General features: G+C 46.2%; 13 protein-coding genes. 11 read left to right on the plus strand and 2 right to left on the minus strand.

Annotation, left to right across the window (positions count from 1 at the left end):
• Positions 1 to 64 precede the first annotated feature (64 nt).
• From QM657_RS18080 to QM657_RS18090, 3 genes are all read left to right on the plus strand, one after another.
• Entirely contained in the window at positions 65 to 1,732 is a 1,668-nt protein-coding gene (locus QM657_RS18080; protein WP_415068095.1) for a putative manganese-dependent inorganic diphosphatase, read from the plus strand.
• Positions 1,733 to 1,818: 86 nt separating this feature from the next.
• Positions 1,819 to 2,385 (plus strand): flavin reductase family protein, encoded by a 567-nt coding sequence (locus tag QM657_RS18085; protein ID WP_415068109.1) that lies wholly within the window; start codon positions 1,819 to 1,821, stop codon positions 2,383 to 2,385.
• A complete protein-coding gene (locus QM657_RS18090; protein ID WP_415068096.1) occupies positions 2,382 to 2,897 on the plus strand; it encodes a shikimate kinase in 516 nt (171 codons plus the stop codon). The genes QM657_RS18085 and QM657_RS18090 overlap by 4 nt, the downstream gene beginning before the upstream one ends.
• A 63-nt stretch (positions 2,898 to 2,960) precedes the next feature.
• Here QM657_RS18090 and QM657_RS18095 read toward each other — a convergent pair whose 3' ends face one another.
• Positions 2,961 to 4,640, minus strand: coding sequence for a methyl-accepting chemotaxis protein (locus tag QM657_RS18095; RefSeq protein ID WP_415068097.1), 1,680 nt, complete (start codon positions 4,638 to 4,640; stop codon positions 2,961 to 2,963).
• Positions 4,641 to 4,840: 200 nt separating this feature from the next.
• On the opposite strand from QM657_RS18095, the gene QM657_RS18100 reads away from it, so the two are divergent.
• The 8 genes from QM657_RS18100 to QM657_RS18135 all read left to right on the plus strand — a co-directional run bounded on the left by QM657_RS18100 (position 4,841) and on the right by QM657_RS18135 (position 19,672).
• The gene (locus tag QM657_RS18100) at positions 4,841 to 6,157 is read left to right on the plus strand and encodes a nucleotide sugar dehydrogenase (protein ID WP_415068098.1); all 1,317 of its coding nucleotides are present in this window, start codon (positions 4,841 to 4,843) and stop codon (positions 6,155 to 6,157) included.
• A 15-nt stretch (positions 6,158 to 6,172) separates the two neighbouring features.
• Positions 6,173 to 9,394 carry a polysaccharide deacetylase family protein gene (locus QM657_RS18105; protein ID WP_415068099.1) on the plus strand — a complete coding sequence of 1,074 codons (3,222 nt, stop codon included), beginning with the start codon at positions 6,173 to 6,175 and terminating at the stop codon, positions 9,392 to 9,394.
• Positions 9,391 to 11,298 (plus strand): glycosyltransferase family 2 protein, encoded by a 1,908-nt coding sequence (locus tag QM657_RS18110; RefSeq protein WP_415068100.1) that lies wholly within the window; start codon positions 9,391 to 9,393, stop codon positions 11,296 to 11,298. Before QM657_RS18105 ends, QM657_RS18110 begins: the two co-directional genes overlap by 4 nt.
• 121 nt (positions 11,299 to 11,419) lie before the next feature.
• Positions 11,420 to 13,093: a glycoside hydrolase gene (locus QM657_RS18115; protein ID WP_415068101.1), complete on the plus strand. Its 1,674-nt coding sequence runs from the start codon at positions 11,420 to 11,422 to the stop codon at positions 13,091 to 13,093.
• A 61-nt stretch (positions 13,094 to 13,154) separates the two neighbouring features.
• Entirely contained in the window at positions 13,155 to 14,222 is a 1,068-nt protein-coding gene (locus tag QM657_RS18120; RefSeq protein WP_415068102.1) for a glycosyl hydrolase, read from the plus strand.
• 228 nt (positions 14,223 to 14,450) lie between these two features.
• Positions 14,451 to 15,515, plus strand: coding sequence for a GtrA family protein (locus QM657_RS18125; RefSeq protein ID WP_415068103.1), 1,065 nt, complete (start codon positions 14,451 to 14,453; stop codon positions 15,513 to 15,515).
• Between the two features lie 10 nt (positions 15,516 to 15,525).
• Positions 15,526 to 17,892 carry a glycosyltransferase family 2 protein gene (locus tag QM657_RS18130; RefSeq protein ID WP_415068104.1) on the plus strand — a complete coding sequence of 789 codons (2,367 nt, stop codon included), beginning with the start codon at positions 15,526 to 15,528 and terminating at the stop codon, positions 17,890 to 17,892.
• Positions 17,807 to 19,672, plus strand: coding sequence for a hypothetical protein (locus QM657_RS18135; RefSeq protein ID WP_415068105.1), 1,866 nt, complete (start codon positions 17,807 to 17,809; stop codon positions 19,670 to 19,672). Before QM657_RS18130 ends, QM657_RS18135 begins: the two co-directional genes overlap by 86 nt.
• A gap of 223 nt (positions 19,673 to 19,895) precedes the next feature.
• Here QM657_RS18135 and QM657_RS18140 read toward each other — a convergent pair whose 3' ends face one another.
• Entirely contained in the window at positions 19,896 to 20,045 is a 150-nt protein-coding gene (locus QM657_RS18140; protein ID WP_415068106.1) for a putative holin-like toxin, read from the minus strand.
• Between the last annotated feature and the right edge of the window lie 252 nt (positions 20,046 to 20,297).

The raw sequence follows: 20,297 nt of genomic DNA on the forward strand, positions 1-20,297 counted from the left end.
TAAAAAACACATGTGAACGGAATGTGAACTTGTTGTAAACAGTTTATGAAAACAGGAGGAAGCAATGGGAGAAAACAGCAAAAGAAAGACCATTGTCATAGGCCATCGGAATCCGGACACAGATTCCATTTGTTCGGCCATTTGCTATGCAAATTTGAAGAGAGAAATAACAGGGGAGGACTACCAGCCGGGAAGGGCGGGACACGTCAATGAGGAGACTCAGTTCGTGCTCAACTATTTTAACGTGGAAGCTCCCCAGTATATTGAGAATGTAAAGACCCAGGCCCGTGATATTGAAATCAGGAAGTCAAGGGGAGTGCGAAAGAACCTGTCCTTAAAGAATGCCTGGAAGCTGATGCAGGAAGTTAATGCGGAAACCATAGCCGCAATCACAGATGACGGGATGCTGGAAGGTCTGATTACGGTAGGCGATATCGCAAAGTCCTATATGAATGTATACGACAGCAGCATTTTATCAAAGGCCAAGACCCAGTATGCCAATATTTTAGAAACTCTGGAAGGCGCCCTGGTGGTTGGTGATGAAAATGAATATTTCAATCAGGGAAAGGTCCTCATTGCTGCGGCCAACCCGGATATGATGGAGTTTTATATTTCCAAAGGGGACCTGGTGATTCTGGGAAACCGCTATGAGTCCCAGCTCTGTGCCATTGAGATGGACGCTGCCTGCATCATCGTATGCGAAGGTGCGTCAGTATCCATGACCATAAAGAAGCTGGCTCAGGAGCGGGGCTGCACGGTCATGACCACTCCTTATGATACGTTTATGGCTGCCCGTCTGGTCAATCAGAGCATGCCCATCAGCTATTTCATGAAGACAGAGGGTCTGCTCACCTTTGAGGAAGAGGACTATATTGATGATATCAAGGAAGTTATGGCCAGCAAGCGCCACCGGTATTTCCCTATCCTTGATAAAGACGGCAGATACAAGGGGATGATCTCCCGCCGTAATTTGCTGGGTGCCAAGGGAAAACGGCTGATTCTGGTGGATCATAACGAAAAGTCCCAGGCAGTAGAGGGCATGGAAAGTGCCGATATTCTGGAAATCATCGATCATCACAGGCTTGGAACCGTGTCCACCATTTCCCCGGTATTTTTCCGCAATCAGCCGGTGGGCTGTACGGCTACCATTGTGTATCAGATGTATCAGGAAAACCGTGTTGTCATAGAGCCTCAGATTGCAGGACTCCTTTGCAGCGCCATTATTTCCGACACTCTTTTATTCCGCTCCCCCACCTGTACGGCGGTGGATAAGCAGGCGGCCGTGGCCCTTGCGGATGTTGCGGGAATTGATCTGGAGAAGTATGCAGGCGCCATGTTTGCGGCAGGAAGCAATTTAAAGGGAAAGACTGACGGGGAGATCTTTTATCAGGATTTTAAGAAGTTTACAGCCGGAAAGATATCCTTTGGAGTGGGACAGATCAGTTCCCTAAACTCCGTGGAGTTAGAGGAGCTGGAAGAGCGTATGCTTCCTTACATGAAAAAGGCCAGGGAAGAGCATGGCATGGATATGATGTTTTTCATGCTCACCAACATCCTGACGGAATCCACGGAATTGCTGTGTGAAGGCCCCGGAGCCAGGCAGATGGTGGCCGGAGCGTTCCGGGTAGATGAGTTTCCGGCGGAGGGCAGGGAACACACCGTCAGCCTGCCTGGAGTTGTGTCCAGGAAGAAGCAGTTGATTCCCGGCATCATGATGGCGGTTCAGGAATAGGAGGCCCCGGTCACGTGAAAAAACAGAGCTTTAACGAAAAGAAAACGCCTCCGGTTTCCCGGAAAATTCCGTGGAAGCCGGGAAATATGCTGTATCCGGTGCCTGCGGTCATGGTGACGTGCAAAAGGGAGGGGGAGACTCCCAACATCATAACTGTGGCCTGGGCGGGAACCATATGTTCCACTCCTGCCATGCTGTCCATATCGGTCCGCAGGGAACGGTATTCTTATGACATCATAAAGGAAACGGGAGAATTTGTGGTGAATCTGGTCACCAGGGACTTAGTCCGGGCAGCGGATTACTGCGGGGTGAAATCCGGGCGGGATGTGGATAAATTTGCCCAGATGAAGCTGACCCCCTGCACTTTGGAAAACTGCCGTGTGCCGGGAATCGGGGAAAGCCCGGTGAATCTGGCCTGCAAGGTGACGGAAGTCAAACATTTGGGAAGCCACGATTTATTTTTAGCCCAGATCACAGGGGTGACGGTAGACGGCCGGTATATGGATGAAAAGAACAAGTTTCACCTCAATCAGGCCGGGCTGGTGGCTTACTCCCATGGAGAATATTTTGAATTGGGGAAAAAGCTTGGAAGCTTTGGTTACTCTGTGAAAAAGACGGAGAAGAAACCATCACCCAGGAGGAAGAACAAATGAGAAATAAAATCGATAACATCACCCTGATCGGAATGCCGGCTTCCGGAAAAAGCACAGTTGGCGTTCTGTTAGCCAAACGCCTTGGTTATTCCTTTGTGGATGTGGACATCCTGATTCAGGAGCAGGAAGGCCGCCTTTTAAAGGAGATCATTGCCCAGGAGGGCACTGATGGTTTTTTAGAGGTGGAAAACCGGGTCAATGCGGGACTGAAGGTTCACCGCAGCGTCATTGCTCCCGGCGGGAGCGTGATTTACGGCAGGGAAGCCATGGAGCATTTGAAGGAAATCGGCATTGTGGTTTATTTAAAGCTCAGCTACGAGGCAGTGGAGGAACGCCTTGGAAACCTGGTGGACCGCGGGGTGGCGTTAAAGGACGGAATGACCTTAAAGGATCTGTATGATGAGCGGATCGTCTATTATGAAAAATATGCGGATATCACCATTGATGAGACAGGGCTTGACGCCGGAAAGACGGTGGACATGCTGAGGGCCATGATGGAGGAAATGATTTAATAGCAAAAAGCAGAGGCAGAGAGAACGGTTTTACCGCCGTTTTCTCTGCCTCTGCTTTTTATGTCAGTTCTTTAATTTAAAATGTCCGATCAACTGCTTTAACATCTGGGCCTGTCCTGCCATTTCCTGGCTTGCGGCGGCGCTCTCTTCTGAGGTGGCAGAGGTGGTCTGAACTACGCTTGATATCTGGTCAACTCCCTGGGTTACCTGGGCTACGGCCAGGGCCTGATCTTTGGAAGCGGAGGATATCTGATACAGCAGGCCTGCCACTGTGCCTGAGGAATTGACAATCAAGTCCATGGACTGAGCCGTTTCTTTTGCAATTCTGTTTCCGGTTGAGATGGAGGATAAGGTGCGCTCAATGAGGGCTGCTGTTTCCTTGGAGGCCTCCTGGCTCTTGTTGGCTAGGTTTCTGACTTCGTCAGCCACCACGGCAAAGCCCTTGCCGGCCTCTCCTGCTCTTGCCGCTTCCACGGCCGCATTGAGAGCCAGAATATTGGTCTGGAAGGCGATGTCTTCGATGGTTTTTATGACCTTTCCAATTTCCGTGGAAGCGTGGTTGATGTCTTCCATGGCGGATGTCAGTTCTTCCATCCGGACCTTGCCCAGGTTCAGCTCAGCAGAGGTGGTTTCCATCTGGCTGCTGGTTTCTCTGGCGTTTTCTGCGTTGTGGTTTATGTTGTTGGAAATATCGTTGATGGTGGCGGCCAGCTCTTCAATGGAGGAGGCCTGTTCTGTGGCGCCCTGGCTTAAAGCCTGGGAACCGCCGGCCACATGCTCTGCTCCCACAGCCACCTGATCGGAAGCCATGGTGATCTTTGTCATGATTTCATTTAAGGAGATGATCAAATCCTGTATGGAAATCTGTACGGAGCGGAATTCTCCTTTGAATTCTTCCTGATCCTGGGGAATGTCCAAGTCTCCGTGAGCCAGCTTGCCGGTGGTGGAGGAGATACAGTCCATGTAGTAGGAAATCCGTTCCATCATGGTTCTCATGGTGTCCGCCAGATATCCCAGCTCATCCTTTGAACGGTATTCTAAACGGCATTTTAAGTCGCCTTGTGCCATCCGGTCCGCCACTTCTTTGATCTGATCGATGGGACGTGTGATTCCCTTTGTGATGGAGGTGGCAATGATGACGGAGGAGATGATGGAAATGAGGATCACGGCGCTCATAATTGCTGTGAATATGGCGGTTTGGCGGGAAAGGGCTTCGGAATGCATGTTGCCGCCGCTGGATTTATCCGCCATCATGGCGTTGATGGTGCTGGCAATTTCTGCTGCCAGCGGCGCGGCGTTGGTGCGGAAAAAGGTCATGGCTTCCGTGGAAGACTTGGCCGCAAGCTGAATCGTCTGGCTCCGGATTCCGTCGTATGTAACCAGCTTTTCCTGTAACTGGCTGTAAAGCTCCTTTTCAGAATCTGTTTTTATACGGGTTCCAACCTGTTCCATGTTCCGGTTGATGGTGTTGATCTGGGTGCTTAAAATTTCTTTCTGCTTATCGGTTTCTTCCTGGCTGTCGGAATAAATGATGTATAAAACTGTGGCCCGGTGAGCCTGAAACGCCTGTCCCAAAGCGCCGATATCGCCCTGGGCAAATCCGTAGTCCTCTAAAGTGGTCTTATATTCATGATTAACGGTACGAATCAGCGCAATGCCGATTCCGCCGGCCAAACCTGAAAACAGTACGACGATGAGGAATGCTGTAAGCAGTCTTCTTCCAACTTTTAAGTTTTTTAGCATGTGTTTTTCCTCTCTGGTGAAATGTGTTATGTTGCGATTTTATAATACTTTTTTGTGAGAGTCAATACAGGAAATTAATTTGTAAAAACAGTAGTAATTTCTTCATTATTTTGATAAGATTAGGAAATATTACTAATATTGTTTTGGTGAACAAAGAAAATAGAATTTAAAAGTTACCACGGCAGGAGAAGAGGAACCGTATGATGCTGTACGATAAAATTGTTGAGAAACAGGAAAGTGTGGCAGTGATCGGGCTGGGCTATGTGGGCCTTCCCATTGCAGCAGCATTTTCCAGAAAAGTTAAAACCATTGGATTTGATATTGATTCGGAGAAGATAGAGAATTTTTTAAAGGGAATTGATGTTACAAATGAAGTGGGGGAAGATATTAAGAACCTGGATATGGAATTTACCTGGGATGAGACCAGGCTTCGGGATTCTAAGTTTCTGGTGGTGGCGGTGCCTACACCGGTTCATATGGACAAGACTCCTGATTTAGAGCCTGTATCAGGTGCCTGCCGGATTGTCGGACGGAATCTGTCAAAGGGAAGCATTGTGGTGTTTGAATCCACGGTTTATCCGGGGGTTACGGAGGACATCTGCGTCCCCATTTTGGAGGAGGCTTCAGGGCTTGTCTGCGGCAGGGATTTTCGGGTGGGATATTCTCCTGAGAGGATCAATCCCGGAGACAGGGTACATACGTTAAGCACGATTGTTAAAATCGTTTCAGGAATGGATGAGGAGACGCTGGAAGAAATCGCCCGCGTTTATGAGATGATTATTGATGCCGGTGTTTACCGGGCAGGAAGCATCAAGGTTGCGGAAGCCGCCAAGCTGGTGGAAAATGCCCAAAGGGACATCAATATTGCCTTTATGAATGAGCTGGCTATTGTGTTTGATAAAATGAGAATCAATACAAAAGAAGTGATTGACGCCATGAATACCAAGTGGAATGCCCTGGGATTTACGCCCGGTCTGGTGGGAGGGCACTGCATCGGTGTAGACCCCTATTATTTCATTTATGAGGCGGAGCGGCTGGGATACCATTCCCAAATCATTTTATCGGGAAGAAAGATCAATGACAGCATGGGTGAATACATCGCGGCCATGACTGTAAAGCAGCTCATTAAGGCCAATAAGCTGGTGCTGAATTCTTCTGTTTATGTCTTTGGTTTTACGTTTAAGGAAAACTGCCCGGATATCAGAAACTCAAAGGTGCTGGATATTGTGGAAGGGTTAAAGGAGTACGGGGTTCGCATTAAAGTGGTCGATCCTTTTTTGAATAAGGAAGAGGTAAAGGCGGATTACGGAATTGACGTTGTGGAGCTGGAAGAAGTGAAGCAGGCTGACGGAATTGTTTTTGCCGTCTCCCATAAAGAGTTTTTAGAGCTGAGTTTTGAGCAGTTGGACAGCTTTTTTGCTCACTGTCCTGATTCCGGAAGGGTCGTCATTGATGTGAAGAGCATTTTCAGCAGAAAAAAGATGGGTGAACTGGGGTATTCCTACTGGAGCCTTTGATAGGGGGAGCGAAAGATGCCTGGAAAATATGTGAATAAATGGACGGTAATTTTGATTTTATGCCTGTGCCTTGGCCTCGCTGTCTTCGCAGGGGTGAGGTTAAGATCAAAGCAGGCCGCTGCCTTTTCAGTGGGACAAACGCAGTATGATGCCTCAAAGGATATCAAAGAGGCGATGGACCGGCTGCAGGCTGAAAAGCAGGAAGCTAAGGTGGCTGGCGGAGTCAATACCATAGAAAAGGTGGCTGCTGTCAATATCCTGGGAATCAGTGACGAAAAGACCAATGAAAGGGTTTTGGAGCTGATTTCCCAATATGGCCAGCGGGCTACGTTTATGCTGTCCGGAATGGCGGCAGCCGAGTATCCTGACTTCATAAAGGGGATTAAGGAGAAAGGGCACAGAGTCGGAAGCAACGGATTAAAAGGAGAAAAGCATCTGGAGGAGCTTTCTGAGAAGGAGCTGGTTCAGAATTTTGCAAAGACAAATGTGATTATGAAAACGGTGGGAGGAGAGGCCCCTAAGGTCTTGCAGGCTTCTTCCACCCGCCTGACAAAGGAACTTTTAGAGGCAGCTTTTGCCTGCGGTTATGAATACGTTGCAGACAGTCGGAGCTTTCTCAATTATCAAAGCTTTTCCAGCTATGATCAGGCCCTGGATTATGTGAAGGGGTTAAAGCGGGGAAGTGTGATAACCGTTAAGATGTCCGGCATTTTGGATGAAACGGAATACGAGAAAGAAGTGGAGGAGATCAGCACCCAGGCCGATGAGGACCGCCCCATGGAAACCAGCCAGGCGGAGACAAGGACAGAGGAAGAGCGCCTGATTCAGGTGGTGGACTGGCTGTCAAAGGCTCTCGATGAGGCCGGTTATCAGACTGTATTTGTAGAGGATTTACAAACGTATGAGGATGAGGATTTTACAGCAGACTTTGCAGAGCTGAGAGAGAAAAACGCAGGAAAGCTGGCCAGAGTGTATTCTTCGGCCCTCGCCTTGGGTGAGGAAGTGGGAATCACCTTCCGGGGGATCGGGAATCAGGAAAACTTAAGCAGGATTTTATCATTTTTAAAGGAAAACCAGGTAAAAGCCACCTTTTTCGTCACAGGAGAGGAACTTCTGGAGTATGAAGACAGCATAAAAGAGATCATAGCCCAGGGACATGAAATCGGAAATGGAGGCCTGACGGGAAATGACTTAACTGCCTTAAGCTTTCCGGAAGTTTGTCTGGAAATAGATAAGACGGATAAGCTCTTAAAGGACAGATACGGCGTTAACACCAGCCTTTTTATGCCGGTTTATGCCAAGTATAATGACCTGGTGCTGGAGGCCGCCTCTTCTCTTTCCTATGAAGTGGTTACATATTCCAAGAACCCCATTGTAGATGATAAGCCGGCAGAGGAAATTATAAAATACTTTTCAAAGGGAATTGGAAAAGGAGAGTTTATTCATCTCAGGCTGGACCTCAATGATGAGGTGGTCGAAGTGGCCCAGGCTGTGCTGGACATGGTTCACAAAAAGAATTACAGGGTTTCTTTCTTGAAAAAGCTGGTGGAAGAAACGGCATATGCCCTTTCCCTGCCTGTGCAGGCCGTAGGAGGTTCCATTGACTTTCATCAGGTCCGCGCTCAAAATAAGGGAAAACTGGCAGAAGTCATTAACACGGTATACACCACCAGTCAGGAACTTTCTTTCACATTCTATGGCATCCATCAAAAGGAAGCCCTGTACGATGTGCTGGAAAAGCTGGACCAGATTCAGGGAAAAGCCACCTTTTTTGTGACTGATGGGGAAATTGATAAAAATGGGGAAGAAATCCGGCAGATATTGGCCAGAGGCCACGAAATCGGCATCAGCCTCAATGCCCAGGGCAAAAAGGATTTTAATTCCGTTTATTCCAGCGTAACCGGAATGCAGAATAAGCTGAAAAGGCAGTTCGGGGCGCAGGCTGTTCTGGTCCGGTATCCTTACATGATAGAGATTACCGGTGAAATGCTGGAGGCATTTTCCAGCGCAGGCTGCACGCTCATATGGCAGGACCTTTCCCTGGCAAACTCCAAGGTCAGTCCTGAGGGAACGCTGGAGGAAATCATAGCCGCTTCTTTTAATGCGGGAAATATATCTGCCAGAAGAGGGTATATTCTCTATTTCAGGCTGGATTATTATAAGGCTGCGGATACAATCGGAAAGGTGATTCTGGATATTTATGAGAAACGGATTCTGACCAATTCCTATGCGGATGAGAGGGAGAATAACGGGACTCAGTACCGCATTGTCAGCGTCAGCGCTTTGAGAAACAGTCCCGGCGTTTATTCTTATCCGGTAAAAGAGAGTGATTATATATATAAGAAGGACATCATTGCGGCGGGACACTTAGAGGGATTTACGCAGCAGCAGAAAGCTGCCCTGATGCAGGCGCGCTATATCGGAAGTCCTGATATCAGCACGTATCGGGAGCTGCCGGGATTTACCCCTAAGGAGCTGGAGAAGCTGGATAAGACAGGCCGGGTTACAAACGACAAGGTCCTGTTTTTAACCTTTGATGACTGGGGCTCAGACCAGCCCATCAACCAGATTTTATACGTTTTGAGAAAGTACGGCGTTCAGGCCAGCTTTTTTGTCAGAACCAATTATGTGGAGACCAATCCCAATCTCTTAAGGTCCATCGCACTGGAAGGCCATGACATAGGAAGCCATACGGACAAGCATAATCCTTACTCCAATCTCGTGCCGTCAAAAGGCTCTCCGGCAATTTATGAATCTCTGACAGAGGAAGAGATTTTGGATAGAAAAGAAGACCTGGCACTGTCCTTTGGAAAGCTTCAGACCATCATCGGTGACGTTGAAACGGGCGGCAAGCCGGCCCTGACTAAAATATTCAGACCGCCTACTCTGGCGATGAGCAGGAACGGAATGGAAGCAGTTTACGATATGGGATTTGACTATATTGTGAGCGGAGATATCAGCACTCATGACTACGAAAAAAGCAGTCCTGAGGAGCTGGCTGATGAATTATTAAATGGTATTGTAAAGAAGAGCGGAGAGAAATATCTTCTGAGAAACGGAAGCGTTCTGGTCCTGCACATGTCCAATGACACGGAGGGGCCGTCAAGCCAGCCTGACCTTACGGCCAGGGCTCTCGATATGGCGATTCCCGTATTGCTGGAAAGGGGATACCGCTTTGATAAACTGAGCAATTATCTGGCACTGCCAGAGGAAGCCGCAAGTGAGGCAGCACAATGATATTTCAAAAGAAAAACAGGAAAAATGATAAAGAAGTAAAAGACCGGCTTCTGGAATTAAAATCGGACAGAAGGCTTCTGGCCAATGTTCCGGACAAAACCAATGTGAGAACCAACGTTGACCGGAGAGGGCGGGAAAGCAGAGAAGAAAATATCAATGACTACATCATACAAAAACAGGCAGGACTCAGGTATAAAATCGATTATGATGTGGAAGTGACCTGCATATCCGGCAAGGCAAAGCAAAAGATCGTATGCGAGGGCGTGGATATTTCCATGACCGGAATTCTGCTGAATGTGGCGTCAAAGGAACAGATGGACATTCTGGAACACGCGGATAAGATTAAGTTAAAGTTTGAAATCATCCCTGGAACCCTTCCGGAGGGTATGGAAATGAAGGTCAATCTGTTTGCTTCCATAGCCAGAAGCCAGCGGTTAGAGGACTCTTCTTACCACTGCGGCCTCATGTTTGAGGAGGCGTTATCCCTTTACTCTTCCAAGAGAAGGGGAAGATATATGCTGATGATATCCAGCCTTCTGATGTTTTTTATCAGTTCATTTGTCATTTTGATGCGGGCGGAGAGCATTATTTATTTCCGGTTTAATAAGTGGATGTATTTATACAGCATCATTGCTGCGGTATTTTTGCTGAGCCGGTACTTATTTGGATCGCTGTACCGGGAAGCGCCCCTGGATATTGATTTTACGCCGGGCGTGACCATATTGATTCCCTGCTTTAATGAGGAGGAATGGATTCAAAGAACCATTTTAAGCTGCATCAACCAGGATTATCCTGTGGACCAGTTGGAGGTCATTATCATTGATGACTGTTCCTCGGATAAGTCGGTGGAAAAAATCGATGAAATTGTCCAGAGGCTTTACAAGGAGGGGGAGCAGTTTGACACGAAATCCAGATTAAAATACATTGTTCTGGAGCAAAATGCCGGGAAGCGGGATGCCCTTTCCGCCGGTGCCCTTGTGGCAAAGCATGAGCTGGTGGTATTTGTGGATTCAGACAGCTTTTTAGACCCCTTTGCCATAAGAAATCTGGTACAGCCCTTTAAGGACCCGAAAATGGGCGGGGTGGCCGGGCGGACTGATGTTGCCAATACCTATACCAACGGTCTGACAAAGATGCAGTCAGTGCGGTATTACATTGCCTTTCGTATTATGAAGGCGGCTGAAGCCTACTTTGATGTGGTGACCTGCTTATCCGGGCCGCTGGCCTGTTACAGGAAGGAAATCATTCTGGACAATATGGATAACTGGCTGAATCAGAGCTTTTTAGGCCAGAAGGCCACCTTTGGCGATGACAGGGCCATGACCAATTTTGTTCTAAAGCACTACAGGACCTCTTATCAGGACAGCGCCTTCTGCCAGACCATTGTGCCGAACACTTATGACGTGTTTTTAAAGCAGCAGATGAGGTGGAAGCGTTCATGGCTGAGAGAATCCCTGATTGCGGGAACTTTTATGTTTAAGAAGGAGCCTTTTGCTTCCGTTCTTTTCTATATGGGATTGTTCGTGCCTGTGGCAGCTCCGGTGATCGTATTGTATAACCTGATTTATGTGCCGGTCACCCAGAGAGTGTTTCCAGTGACCTTTCTGGTGGGGCTTTTGCTGATGGCCTCTCTGATGAGCATGGCCCAGCTTTTCCTCAGAAGAAGCTCTACCTGGATATTCGGCATGGTATTCTGCCTGTATTATGAGGCTGTCTTACTGTGGCAGATGCCTGTGGCATGGGTCACCTTCTGGAAATCCACCTGGGGAACCAGGATGACTCCCAGCGACATTGAGGAGGAGGAGAAAAAGAAGAAAAAGAGAGAGGAAAAGTTAAAGAAAAAGCAAGGGAATGGCAGGAAACAGACCTCGGAGGAGCCTCATGAAGGGAAACAGAATATCTAAGGATCATAAAAAAATAATACGGAGTATCATAGAGGCCATTATTTTAGCCATCATTCTTATTCTCATACTTCGTGCTTTTTTCACAACCAATACATATGTCCCTGCTTTTAAGGATGATATCATGAAAAAAGAGGATCCGGGCTTCATTGCCTTATCTTACTTTGGCGTGGACCGGGATGGAACCTCCTCCTTAATCAGCACGAAAAGGCTGGAGGAGCATATGAAAGCCCTGGAAAGCAACGGCTATGTGACCATATCCCAGGAGGATATTAAAGAATATTACAGCAAGGGAACCTCTTTGCCGGACAATGCCCTGTTTTTGATGTTTGAAGACGGGCGGCGGGATACCGCCATATTTTCCTCCAATATAATGGAACGGTACAATTACCTGGGAACTGTGCTCAGCTATGGGCAGAAGTTTGATGAGAAGGATTCCGCCTTCTTATCTCCCAAGGACTTAAAGAGCCTTGAGAAAACCGGTTTCTGGGAATTTGGAACCAATGGCTATCGTCTGTCCTATATCAATGTGTTTGACCGGTATGACAATTATCTGGGCGAGCTGAGTTTAGGGGAATTTAATTACATGCGGAAATATCTGGGCAGAAATTACAACCAGTATTTAATGGATTATATCCGCGATGAAGACGGAATTCCCAAGGAAAGCCACAGTCAGATGGAGGAAAGAATCAGCAGTGACTACGAGCTGATGGAACACGGATATACGGAAAAACTGGGAAAGCTTCCGGGCCTTTATGTTTTAATGCATGCCAATACAGGAAGGTTCGGAAACCATGAAATGGTCAGCAAGGTAAATGAGGAATGGATCAAAAAACTGTTTGATATGAACTTTAACAGGGAAGGAAACTCCAAAAATGACTTGCAGACCGATATCTATGATTTGACCAGAATGCAGCCCCAGGCATACTGGTATCCCAACCACCTGCTGATGAGAATGAAAGCGGACACGGGAAAAGATATGGTCTTTGAGAACGGGGACAAAATGAGGATGGCTCATTGGGAAAGCTTTTCCGGTGCAGCCGAGTTTCGGGACAATGCCATTGCCTTAACCTCTGAATCAAAGGGAAACGGTCTCTTAAAGCTGAAGGAAAGTGAACAGTATAAGGATATTGACGTATCCCTTCATGTTACAGGGAATGTGCTGGGCATACAAAGGCTGTATTTGAGAACGGGAAGTGACCTTTCTGACTCTGTTATGGTCGAACTGAAAAACAATATACTTTCTGTATACGACCAGGGTTCTTCGGTATATGAACTGGATTTGGCTGATCTTGACGGATTGGTTTATAAAACGGCCAATGAGGATAATCTGGAGTCCTTAAAGGCAGCCGAATATCTGTATGACAAAAATGAAGGGCTCAGCTATAATATTGAACAGGTGCGGGATGAAATCACACAAAAGGAAGGCTCTTCTCCGGAAGGCGAGGAGTACGTCCCTGATTTCCAGATTGGGGAAAGGGGAGACAGGCAGCTTCATATTTCCCTGACAGGGGATAAGCTGTCCATTGCGGTTGACGGAAAAAGTGCTGTCTCGGATTTAGCTGTTACGAAATCCGGGGAAGGAGCTGTGTATCTGGAATCCGCTTTTGAAGCTTTTGGCTACAGTCAGAGAAATATTGCCGATGATGTCTATGACGGTGTTTTTGAAGACATTGTAATCCGGGATGGAAACGGGAATCCTCTTTATGACAACAGTCTGAAGGGATATCAGAAGCTGCTTCGGGAAACGGGAGAGGTGTGGAACCGTGTTATTAACTGGTTTATCAGGACATTATAATAATCTGGCTGTTTATGGAAGCTTTCAATGGTCTATGGCAAAGAGAGGATATGAGGAACGTATGAAATCATGTTATCTGGTGCTTGCAGGAATCTTAAGCGGGGCGGTTATTCTGGCTGGCTGTGTGGGTAAGGGGAAAACAGAGGGGCAGAATGTGGAAAAACCGCAAAATAATCAGGAAATTGTGGAAGTTCAGGCAGAAAAAGAAGCCGGTGAGCAAAAAGGGCTTCATGTCTGGTCTGTTTACTGGGACAGCGAGAGAGTTGCCGAATATGCCCGCGGAGTGAACCGGGAGATTTCCAGTGTGAGTTATTTCGCGGCTTACTTTGACAAAGACAAAAATCTGTTTATTCCTGAAGGGGTCAGCCAGGCCCGCAAAGAGATGGACCAGGCTTATGGAGAGGGAAAGCTGACCAGCTATTTAAGCTTTGTCAACGACTTATTAAAAGCGGAGGGGGGCTCCTCCCTTAAGGATACGGAGCTGCTTTATCACCTTTTGTCGACGAAAGAAGCCAGGGAAAGCCATATTAAGGACATTCTGGAGATGACAGAGCGGGAAAAGATGGATGGAATTGAAATTGATTATGAGGCCATCCGGAAAGATATGGATTTATGGAAGTTATTCGTTTTGTTTATTGATGAGCTATATCAGAAGGCGGAAAGCAAAAACCTTTTGCTGAGAGTTATTTTAGAACCGGGAGCCCCTGTAGAGGAAATCAGTTTGACAAAGGGGCCGGAATACGTCCTGATGTGCTACAACTTATATGGCTACGGCACGCCGCCCGGACCAAAGGCTGATCGGGAATTTCTCCTTTCCATGGTCAAAAAGGCGGAGTATATTCCGGGAGAGGTGGGCTTTGCAGTATCAAACGGAGGCTTTGACTTTTTAACATCTTCTGATGGAACAGCCCAGATTGCAACAGAGGCGGCAAAAAAGAATCAGGAGCTTTCAGGCGGAAATACGGTCAGACGTGATGAAGCAAGCAAGGCTGTGGTTTACAGCTACCGGGATGACAGCGGAAAGGATCATGAGGTTTGGTATGCCGATGATGAAACTCTGAATTTCTGGTATGGCATTTTAGAAAATGCAGGCGTGAAGCGGCTGTCTTTGTGGAGACTTGGGGGTTAAGGCTTAAAGGATATGAGATGAGTGAAATATGGAGAGAACCGGAGCGATCCGGTTCTTTTTTTGTACGAAAATATACGCTGAGCACATTTTTTCCATGTCTGGCGTGTTGCTCCCATCCAGTCTTTCCTTGGCCCTCACGTATTGACTTTACACCTATGAAACCGATATGATTAGGCCGGTACTTTGAGTTCTCCAAACAGATGGAGGTTAAACGAAATGAGCCAAAACATGAAAAGAAACATCATTCTTATTCCGTCCTTGGAACCGGATGAAAGACTCCCGGTTTATGTAAGAGAGCTGAACCGATATGGGATATTCCACATGGTTGTGGTGGATGACGGGTCGGGAAAGGAATACGGCCGCATCTTTGAAGAACTGGAGAGAGAGGGGTGTACCGTACTCCATCACGGTGAGAACCAGGGTAAGGGCTGCGCTCTTAAAACGGGATACCGATATATAAAGGAGAATTTGTCCGGCTACAGCAGTGTGATAACAGCAGACTCTGACGGCCAGCACATGGCAGAGGATGTATACCGGCTGGCAATGGCAGCGGGAGACCGTCCGGATGGCCTTTGGCTGGGCGTGAGGGACTTTAAAAAGGCAGGGGTCCCCCCGAAGTCATTGATCGGAAACCGCATCACTTCTCTGGTTTTTGCAGGGCTTTATGGAAAGTACATTCCGGATACTCAGACGGGCTTAAGGGCATTCGGCCCAAAGCTTATGGATCAGATGCTGGATATAAAGGGAGACCGGTTTGAATATGAGACTCAGGTTTTGATTTCCTGTATCCGGTCTAAAGTTCCTGTCAGGACTATTCCTATTGAGACTGTTTATGAAAAGGGAAATGAAGGCACACATTTTCATGCCATCTGGGATAGTTTAGCGGTTATGAAAGTGGTTGTCTCAGGGTTTATGAAGTTTTTTTCCATATCCATTGTCAGTACGGCAGTTGATATGGCTGTGGCCTGGGTGCTGTTTGATTTATTAAGAACGGTTATGGAGGGACAGGATTTTCTGCGCATCATGCTGGCCACGGCAGCAGCGCGGTGTATGTCCATGTCTTTTAATTATGTGATGAATAAAAATTTTGTGTTCCAGCAGGGACGGGTCAAGGGTCACGGTCTGGCCCGGTATGCGCTGTTAAGCGGTGTCAATATGCTGCTTTCAGCAGGAGGCATCTACCTGCTTCACCGAATGCTGGGACTGGATGAAAAATTGATAAAAATGGTATGTGATGCCTGTCTGTTTGTTTTCAGCTATCACATGCAACAGCGGTGGGTGTTTTGCTCATAGGAGGCTGATTATGAAAAACGAAGAAAAGAAGCGGAACAGAATATTTCTGACGGCCATGGTTTTAATGACCATTTATCTGGGGTGGCGGGCAATATTTACTCTGCCTGTTCATGACGGACTGCTCAATCTGGTGTTTGGAATCCTTTTGCTGGGAGCGGAAATCGTCACGGTATTCACAACCTTTGAGCTTTTTTATCAAAAGATGAAGATGAATAAATTCCGTCTGGAGTGCCCGGTCATACCGGAGGAATATTATCCTGATGTGGATGTTTTTATAGCAACTCACAATGAGCCGGAGGAAATTCTGTATAAGACGGTCAATGCCTGTACGTTTATGGATTATCCGGATAAGAAAAAGGTGCACATTTACCTGTGCGACGATGGAAACAGGATAGAGATCGCAGAGCTGGCGGCCCGGTTTGGAGTGGGTTATCTGGGGCTTGCCGATAATAAGGATGCAAAATCAGGAAATTTAAACAATGCCTTAAAAAAGACCTCTTCTCCTCTCATTGCCACTTTTGATGCGGACATGATTCCTCAGCATACTTTTTTGATGAAAACAGTTCCTTATTTTCTCCTTTCAGAATTTATAGAAGAAGATGGGCAGTGGAGACTTCGCAGGGAAGAGGAACGGACTGAAGATTTTAAAATGGGATTGATTCAGACACCTCAGAGCTTTTATAACCCGGACTTATTTCAGTTCAATTTATATGCGGAAAGAAATATTCCCAATGAACAGGATTTCTTTTCCAGAGAAGTCAATATTATGAGAAATTCTTCCAATTCCGTGGCCTATACAGGAAGTAATACAGTGATTTCAAGGGCGGCTATGGAAGAAATTGGAGGGTTTCCTTTAAATACCATTACAGAAGACTTTGAAACCAGCATACGCATACAGAAAGCCGGATACATTACTTATGCGACGGATGAAATCCAGGCTGCCGGGCTTACGACCACGACGGTTAAAAGCATGTTAAAACAAAGGGTCCGCTGGGCCGGAGGTGTGATTCAAAGCCTTCAAAATACCAATGCGGTTTTTACTTCAAAGCTTCCTCTGCTTTCAAGGATTACTTATTTAAACAGCTTTTTATACTGGTGGTCCTTTTTCAGCAGGCTTATATTTATTATGGCTCCTATTTTATTTGCTTTGTTTGACTTCCGGATCGTTAACAGCAACTTCTGGGATGTGGTGGTGTTCTGGCTTCCGGCATACTTTTTTTACAGCTTGTCCATGCGTTATTTATCGGGAAATGTGAGAAATCAGAGATGGAGTCAGGTCATTGATACCATATTTATGCCTTATCTGATCATTCCGGTGCTCCTTGAAACATTCCAGATTCATCAGAAGAAGTTTAAGGTGACGAATAAGAAGAAGGAATCAGGGGGCACTGGCTGGGATTTCCTGATTTATGCCATTCCTCATGGAATTCTTTTAGCTCTATCGGTGGCGGCCATGGTCCGTTATGTAAATGGGAAATACGGCTGGGCGCTGTTTTACAGCAGTATTATTATATTCTGGATCAGCTATAACATGGTCGCACTTCTTTACGCCATATTTTTTATGCTGGGCAGGAGGGCGTACCGGAGCAGCGAGAGAATCAGGGCTGAGGAGAAAATTTTTATTGGATATGAGAATTTAAAGTATGAAGCGGTGACCATGGATGTTTCAGAAAACGGGTTGTCTTTCTGGTCAAAGGAGCCGGTTTATATTCCTGAAGATGAAACGATAGATTTCCGGATTGAAACGCCCGGTTATGAGGCGTGTTTAAAAGGGAAGATTGTTTATGTGAAAGAGCAGAACAGGGGCTGGCGTTATTCCGCAGCGGTTGAGGCGGCAGAAGAGAAGGACAAGCGCCAGTATATGCAGATCATATATGACAGAACCCATTCCCTGCCTATGAAAATGGATTTGTGGGTTACGGCTTATGACGATATTTTGAGAAATATCAAAAGCCGTTTGATCCGGCCTTTTGCCGATAAGAGAAAGCTGCCGCGGATCAGACTGGACAAAGAAATTGTCTTTTCCAATGGAGCCTCCTGCAGACTGGTGGATTTTAATTATCATTACTTTTCTGTTTCTGATTTTCATGGAGGCGAAAGCTCGGACAGTAAATTTGTCTATCATACGGTGAATGAGGTTCCGCTGATTTTAAAGCGAACCGGGATTTATATAAAAGGTTCGTCCGAAGAGCTTTTGGAACTTGATAACTTAAAGGACTTGATCAGGAAAAATCAGCTCGATCAGATTTTGGCTGATACAGCAGGCAGTGATAACAATGAGGGGTTAAAAGATGAATGTTATAATCAGTATTCTGATGACGGCTGCGGTTCTTTGCTCCATGTGGGGCCTTGTGCTTCTGACAAGAACAGCGCTTAAGCTTCAGGCGGAATTCATACCTGTTTTTGTTTGTTCGGCAATTGGCTGCTGGGTTTATTTTTGCGGTCTTGCCGGGTATCTGTTTGAAGGGTCTGCGGCCTTACTGATTGCCGGGCTGGTCCTGTTTTTGCTATATGTGATTCCTGTGATCAGACAGAGGGGGTACGGTCGGTTTCGGCCCTCTCTGTTTCAAACTGTTTTTGCAGTGGGGAGTTTGTTGTTTTTTCACCTGCTTGCGGCGGATAAATTGATTCATTATGATAATTTTTCTCATTGGGCAATTGTTGTGAAACAGATGCTTATTACGGATGCATTTCCGGATGCCGGTTCCAGTTTGATTGATTTTAAAAACTATCCTTTGGGCACGTCTTCTTTTATCTACTTTATCTGCCGATTCGTGGGAAATGCCCAGGAGATTATGGTGACGGCTCAGGGAATTTTGATTTTTTCCTGTTTTTATGCTGTTTTTGGGATTGTAAGGGAAAAGAGGCGGTTTTTGCTCTATGCGTTTTTGGCGGCGGGCTGTTCTGTTTTGTCGGTGTTTAATATTACTATCAGGATCAGCAATCTGCTGGTTGACTTTTTGCTTCCGATTTATACCCTTGTTTTATTTACGATGGCATATTGGTACAGGGGGGAGATAAGGAAGGCGTGTATTGCTGTTGTGCCGGTTGCAGGGTTTTTGATGATAATAAAAAATACGGGGATTATATTTGCGGGGATTGGACTGATTTATCTGGTTTATGTGTGGCTCAGCCACAGGGGGAAGGATTTTTGGAAAAATGGGGCTGCGGTATTACTTTCTATTGCAGGTGCCTCTATGACCTATGTTTTGTGGACGCTTCATATGGCCTGGGGATTTCAGGGGGTGGAAAATAAGTTTGAAATTTCAGGAGAGTCGGCAGGAAGCCTTTCGGTGGGGAAGAGCGGGGAAGAGATCAATCAGATCATTTCCCTGTTTATCAGGTCTGTATTTGACTTGTCGAGCCGGCCTGCCATGGGAGTTGTGGGATTCCATGCTGCGGCTGTTTTGGCCAGTGTTCTTGCAGCGGTATTGATGAAGAAGCGTTGGAAGCTGTGGAAGGCGCTGATTGCTCTTGATGTTGTTTTGGCGGGTTATTATCTGGGGATATTGGGACTTTATATTTTTTCTATGCCCCTTGATGAAGCCTTGCGGCTGGCGGGTTTTGAGCGGTATGCCTCCAGTATTGTGATTTTGTTTGCAGGGGGACTGGTTTTGTGCGCGGCAGTTGATATTGAAAACTCTTTTTATTATAGGGGAGATGTGATGCCTGCGTATAGGGCATTTAAGTCTGTACAGAGTAAGGACCGGTATCAAAAGGGGATTATTGTTTTTGCTGCGTTGGCAGTAAGCCTTTTGATGTCGGAATACAATGGGATGAAGTCTATACAGAGGAATTATGAGAATACTTTGCCTTATAAGGTATATGAGGTGACAGGGGACCGGTGGCCTTATGGGGGGAAGGTGGATGAAAGCCGGTATCTGCTTTATGCTTCTGATACTGACGGGCAGGTGACGGATTATTATTTGCAGTACATTGCAAAGTATCTGCTTTATGCAGACCATGTGGATGGGATTTGTGCATTTTATCAGGATAATATGGAGAATCTGCTGAGCGGTTATGATCGTCTGGTTGTGGTGGAGAGTGACAGGCAGGCGAAGTATCTTTTGAAAAAGCATTTTGATGTGTCGGGGGAGGAAGGGATTTATCAGGTTGTTCATTCTGAGGGCGGGGTGAGCCTTGTGATGGGTCAGTGATTAATATGGATAAACCGTGACTATTATGTATGGAGCCTGCTTTATATGTAATCCTCTATTGAATCCTGATGTCAGATGTGTTATATTAAATCTATAAAAGGAACAACCGCCCCAATACAAGGGGTTGGCCAAATACTTAGAATAGAATACTACCCTTTCAACTGGCCAAAGTTTACAAGGGTAGTTTTTCTATGCCCATTTCTGGGACTTTAATAGAAAAACGTTACTTACAATTATAAAAAATAAAGGTAAGCAATGCGATGATAAACATTCCAAAGGCCATAAGGTCCTCAAAATCAAATTTCATCAGCACCACCTCCCATCTATGTAATGATGGAAGGCCAACGCCCTTGCAGTGACACGATTGTTCCATGTCATCATGATAGCATATCCTTTTTCGGAGTACAATTGTTTTTTCAATCATTTCCTCTGGCAGCAGATTGCAATAGCTATACAGCTTTTTTGCTACTATAGGGTCGCATGATAACTAAAGAGAGTGAAAATACTTTCTGAAATTGATATAGTAGGCTGATTAAATAAATGAGAGCAGACATGATTAGATATATATCATAGATATTTTACTATCTATACATACTTGAATATTAATATCAGATATGCTATATTA

It is taken from the genome of Lacrimispora sp., from assembly GCF_047605665.1.
Classification (GTDB): Bacteria; Bacillota; Clostridia; order Lachnospirales; family Lachnospiraceae; genus Lacrimispora.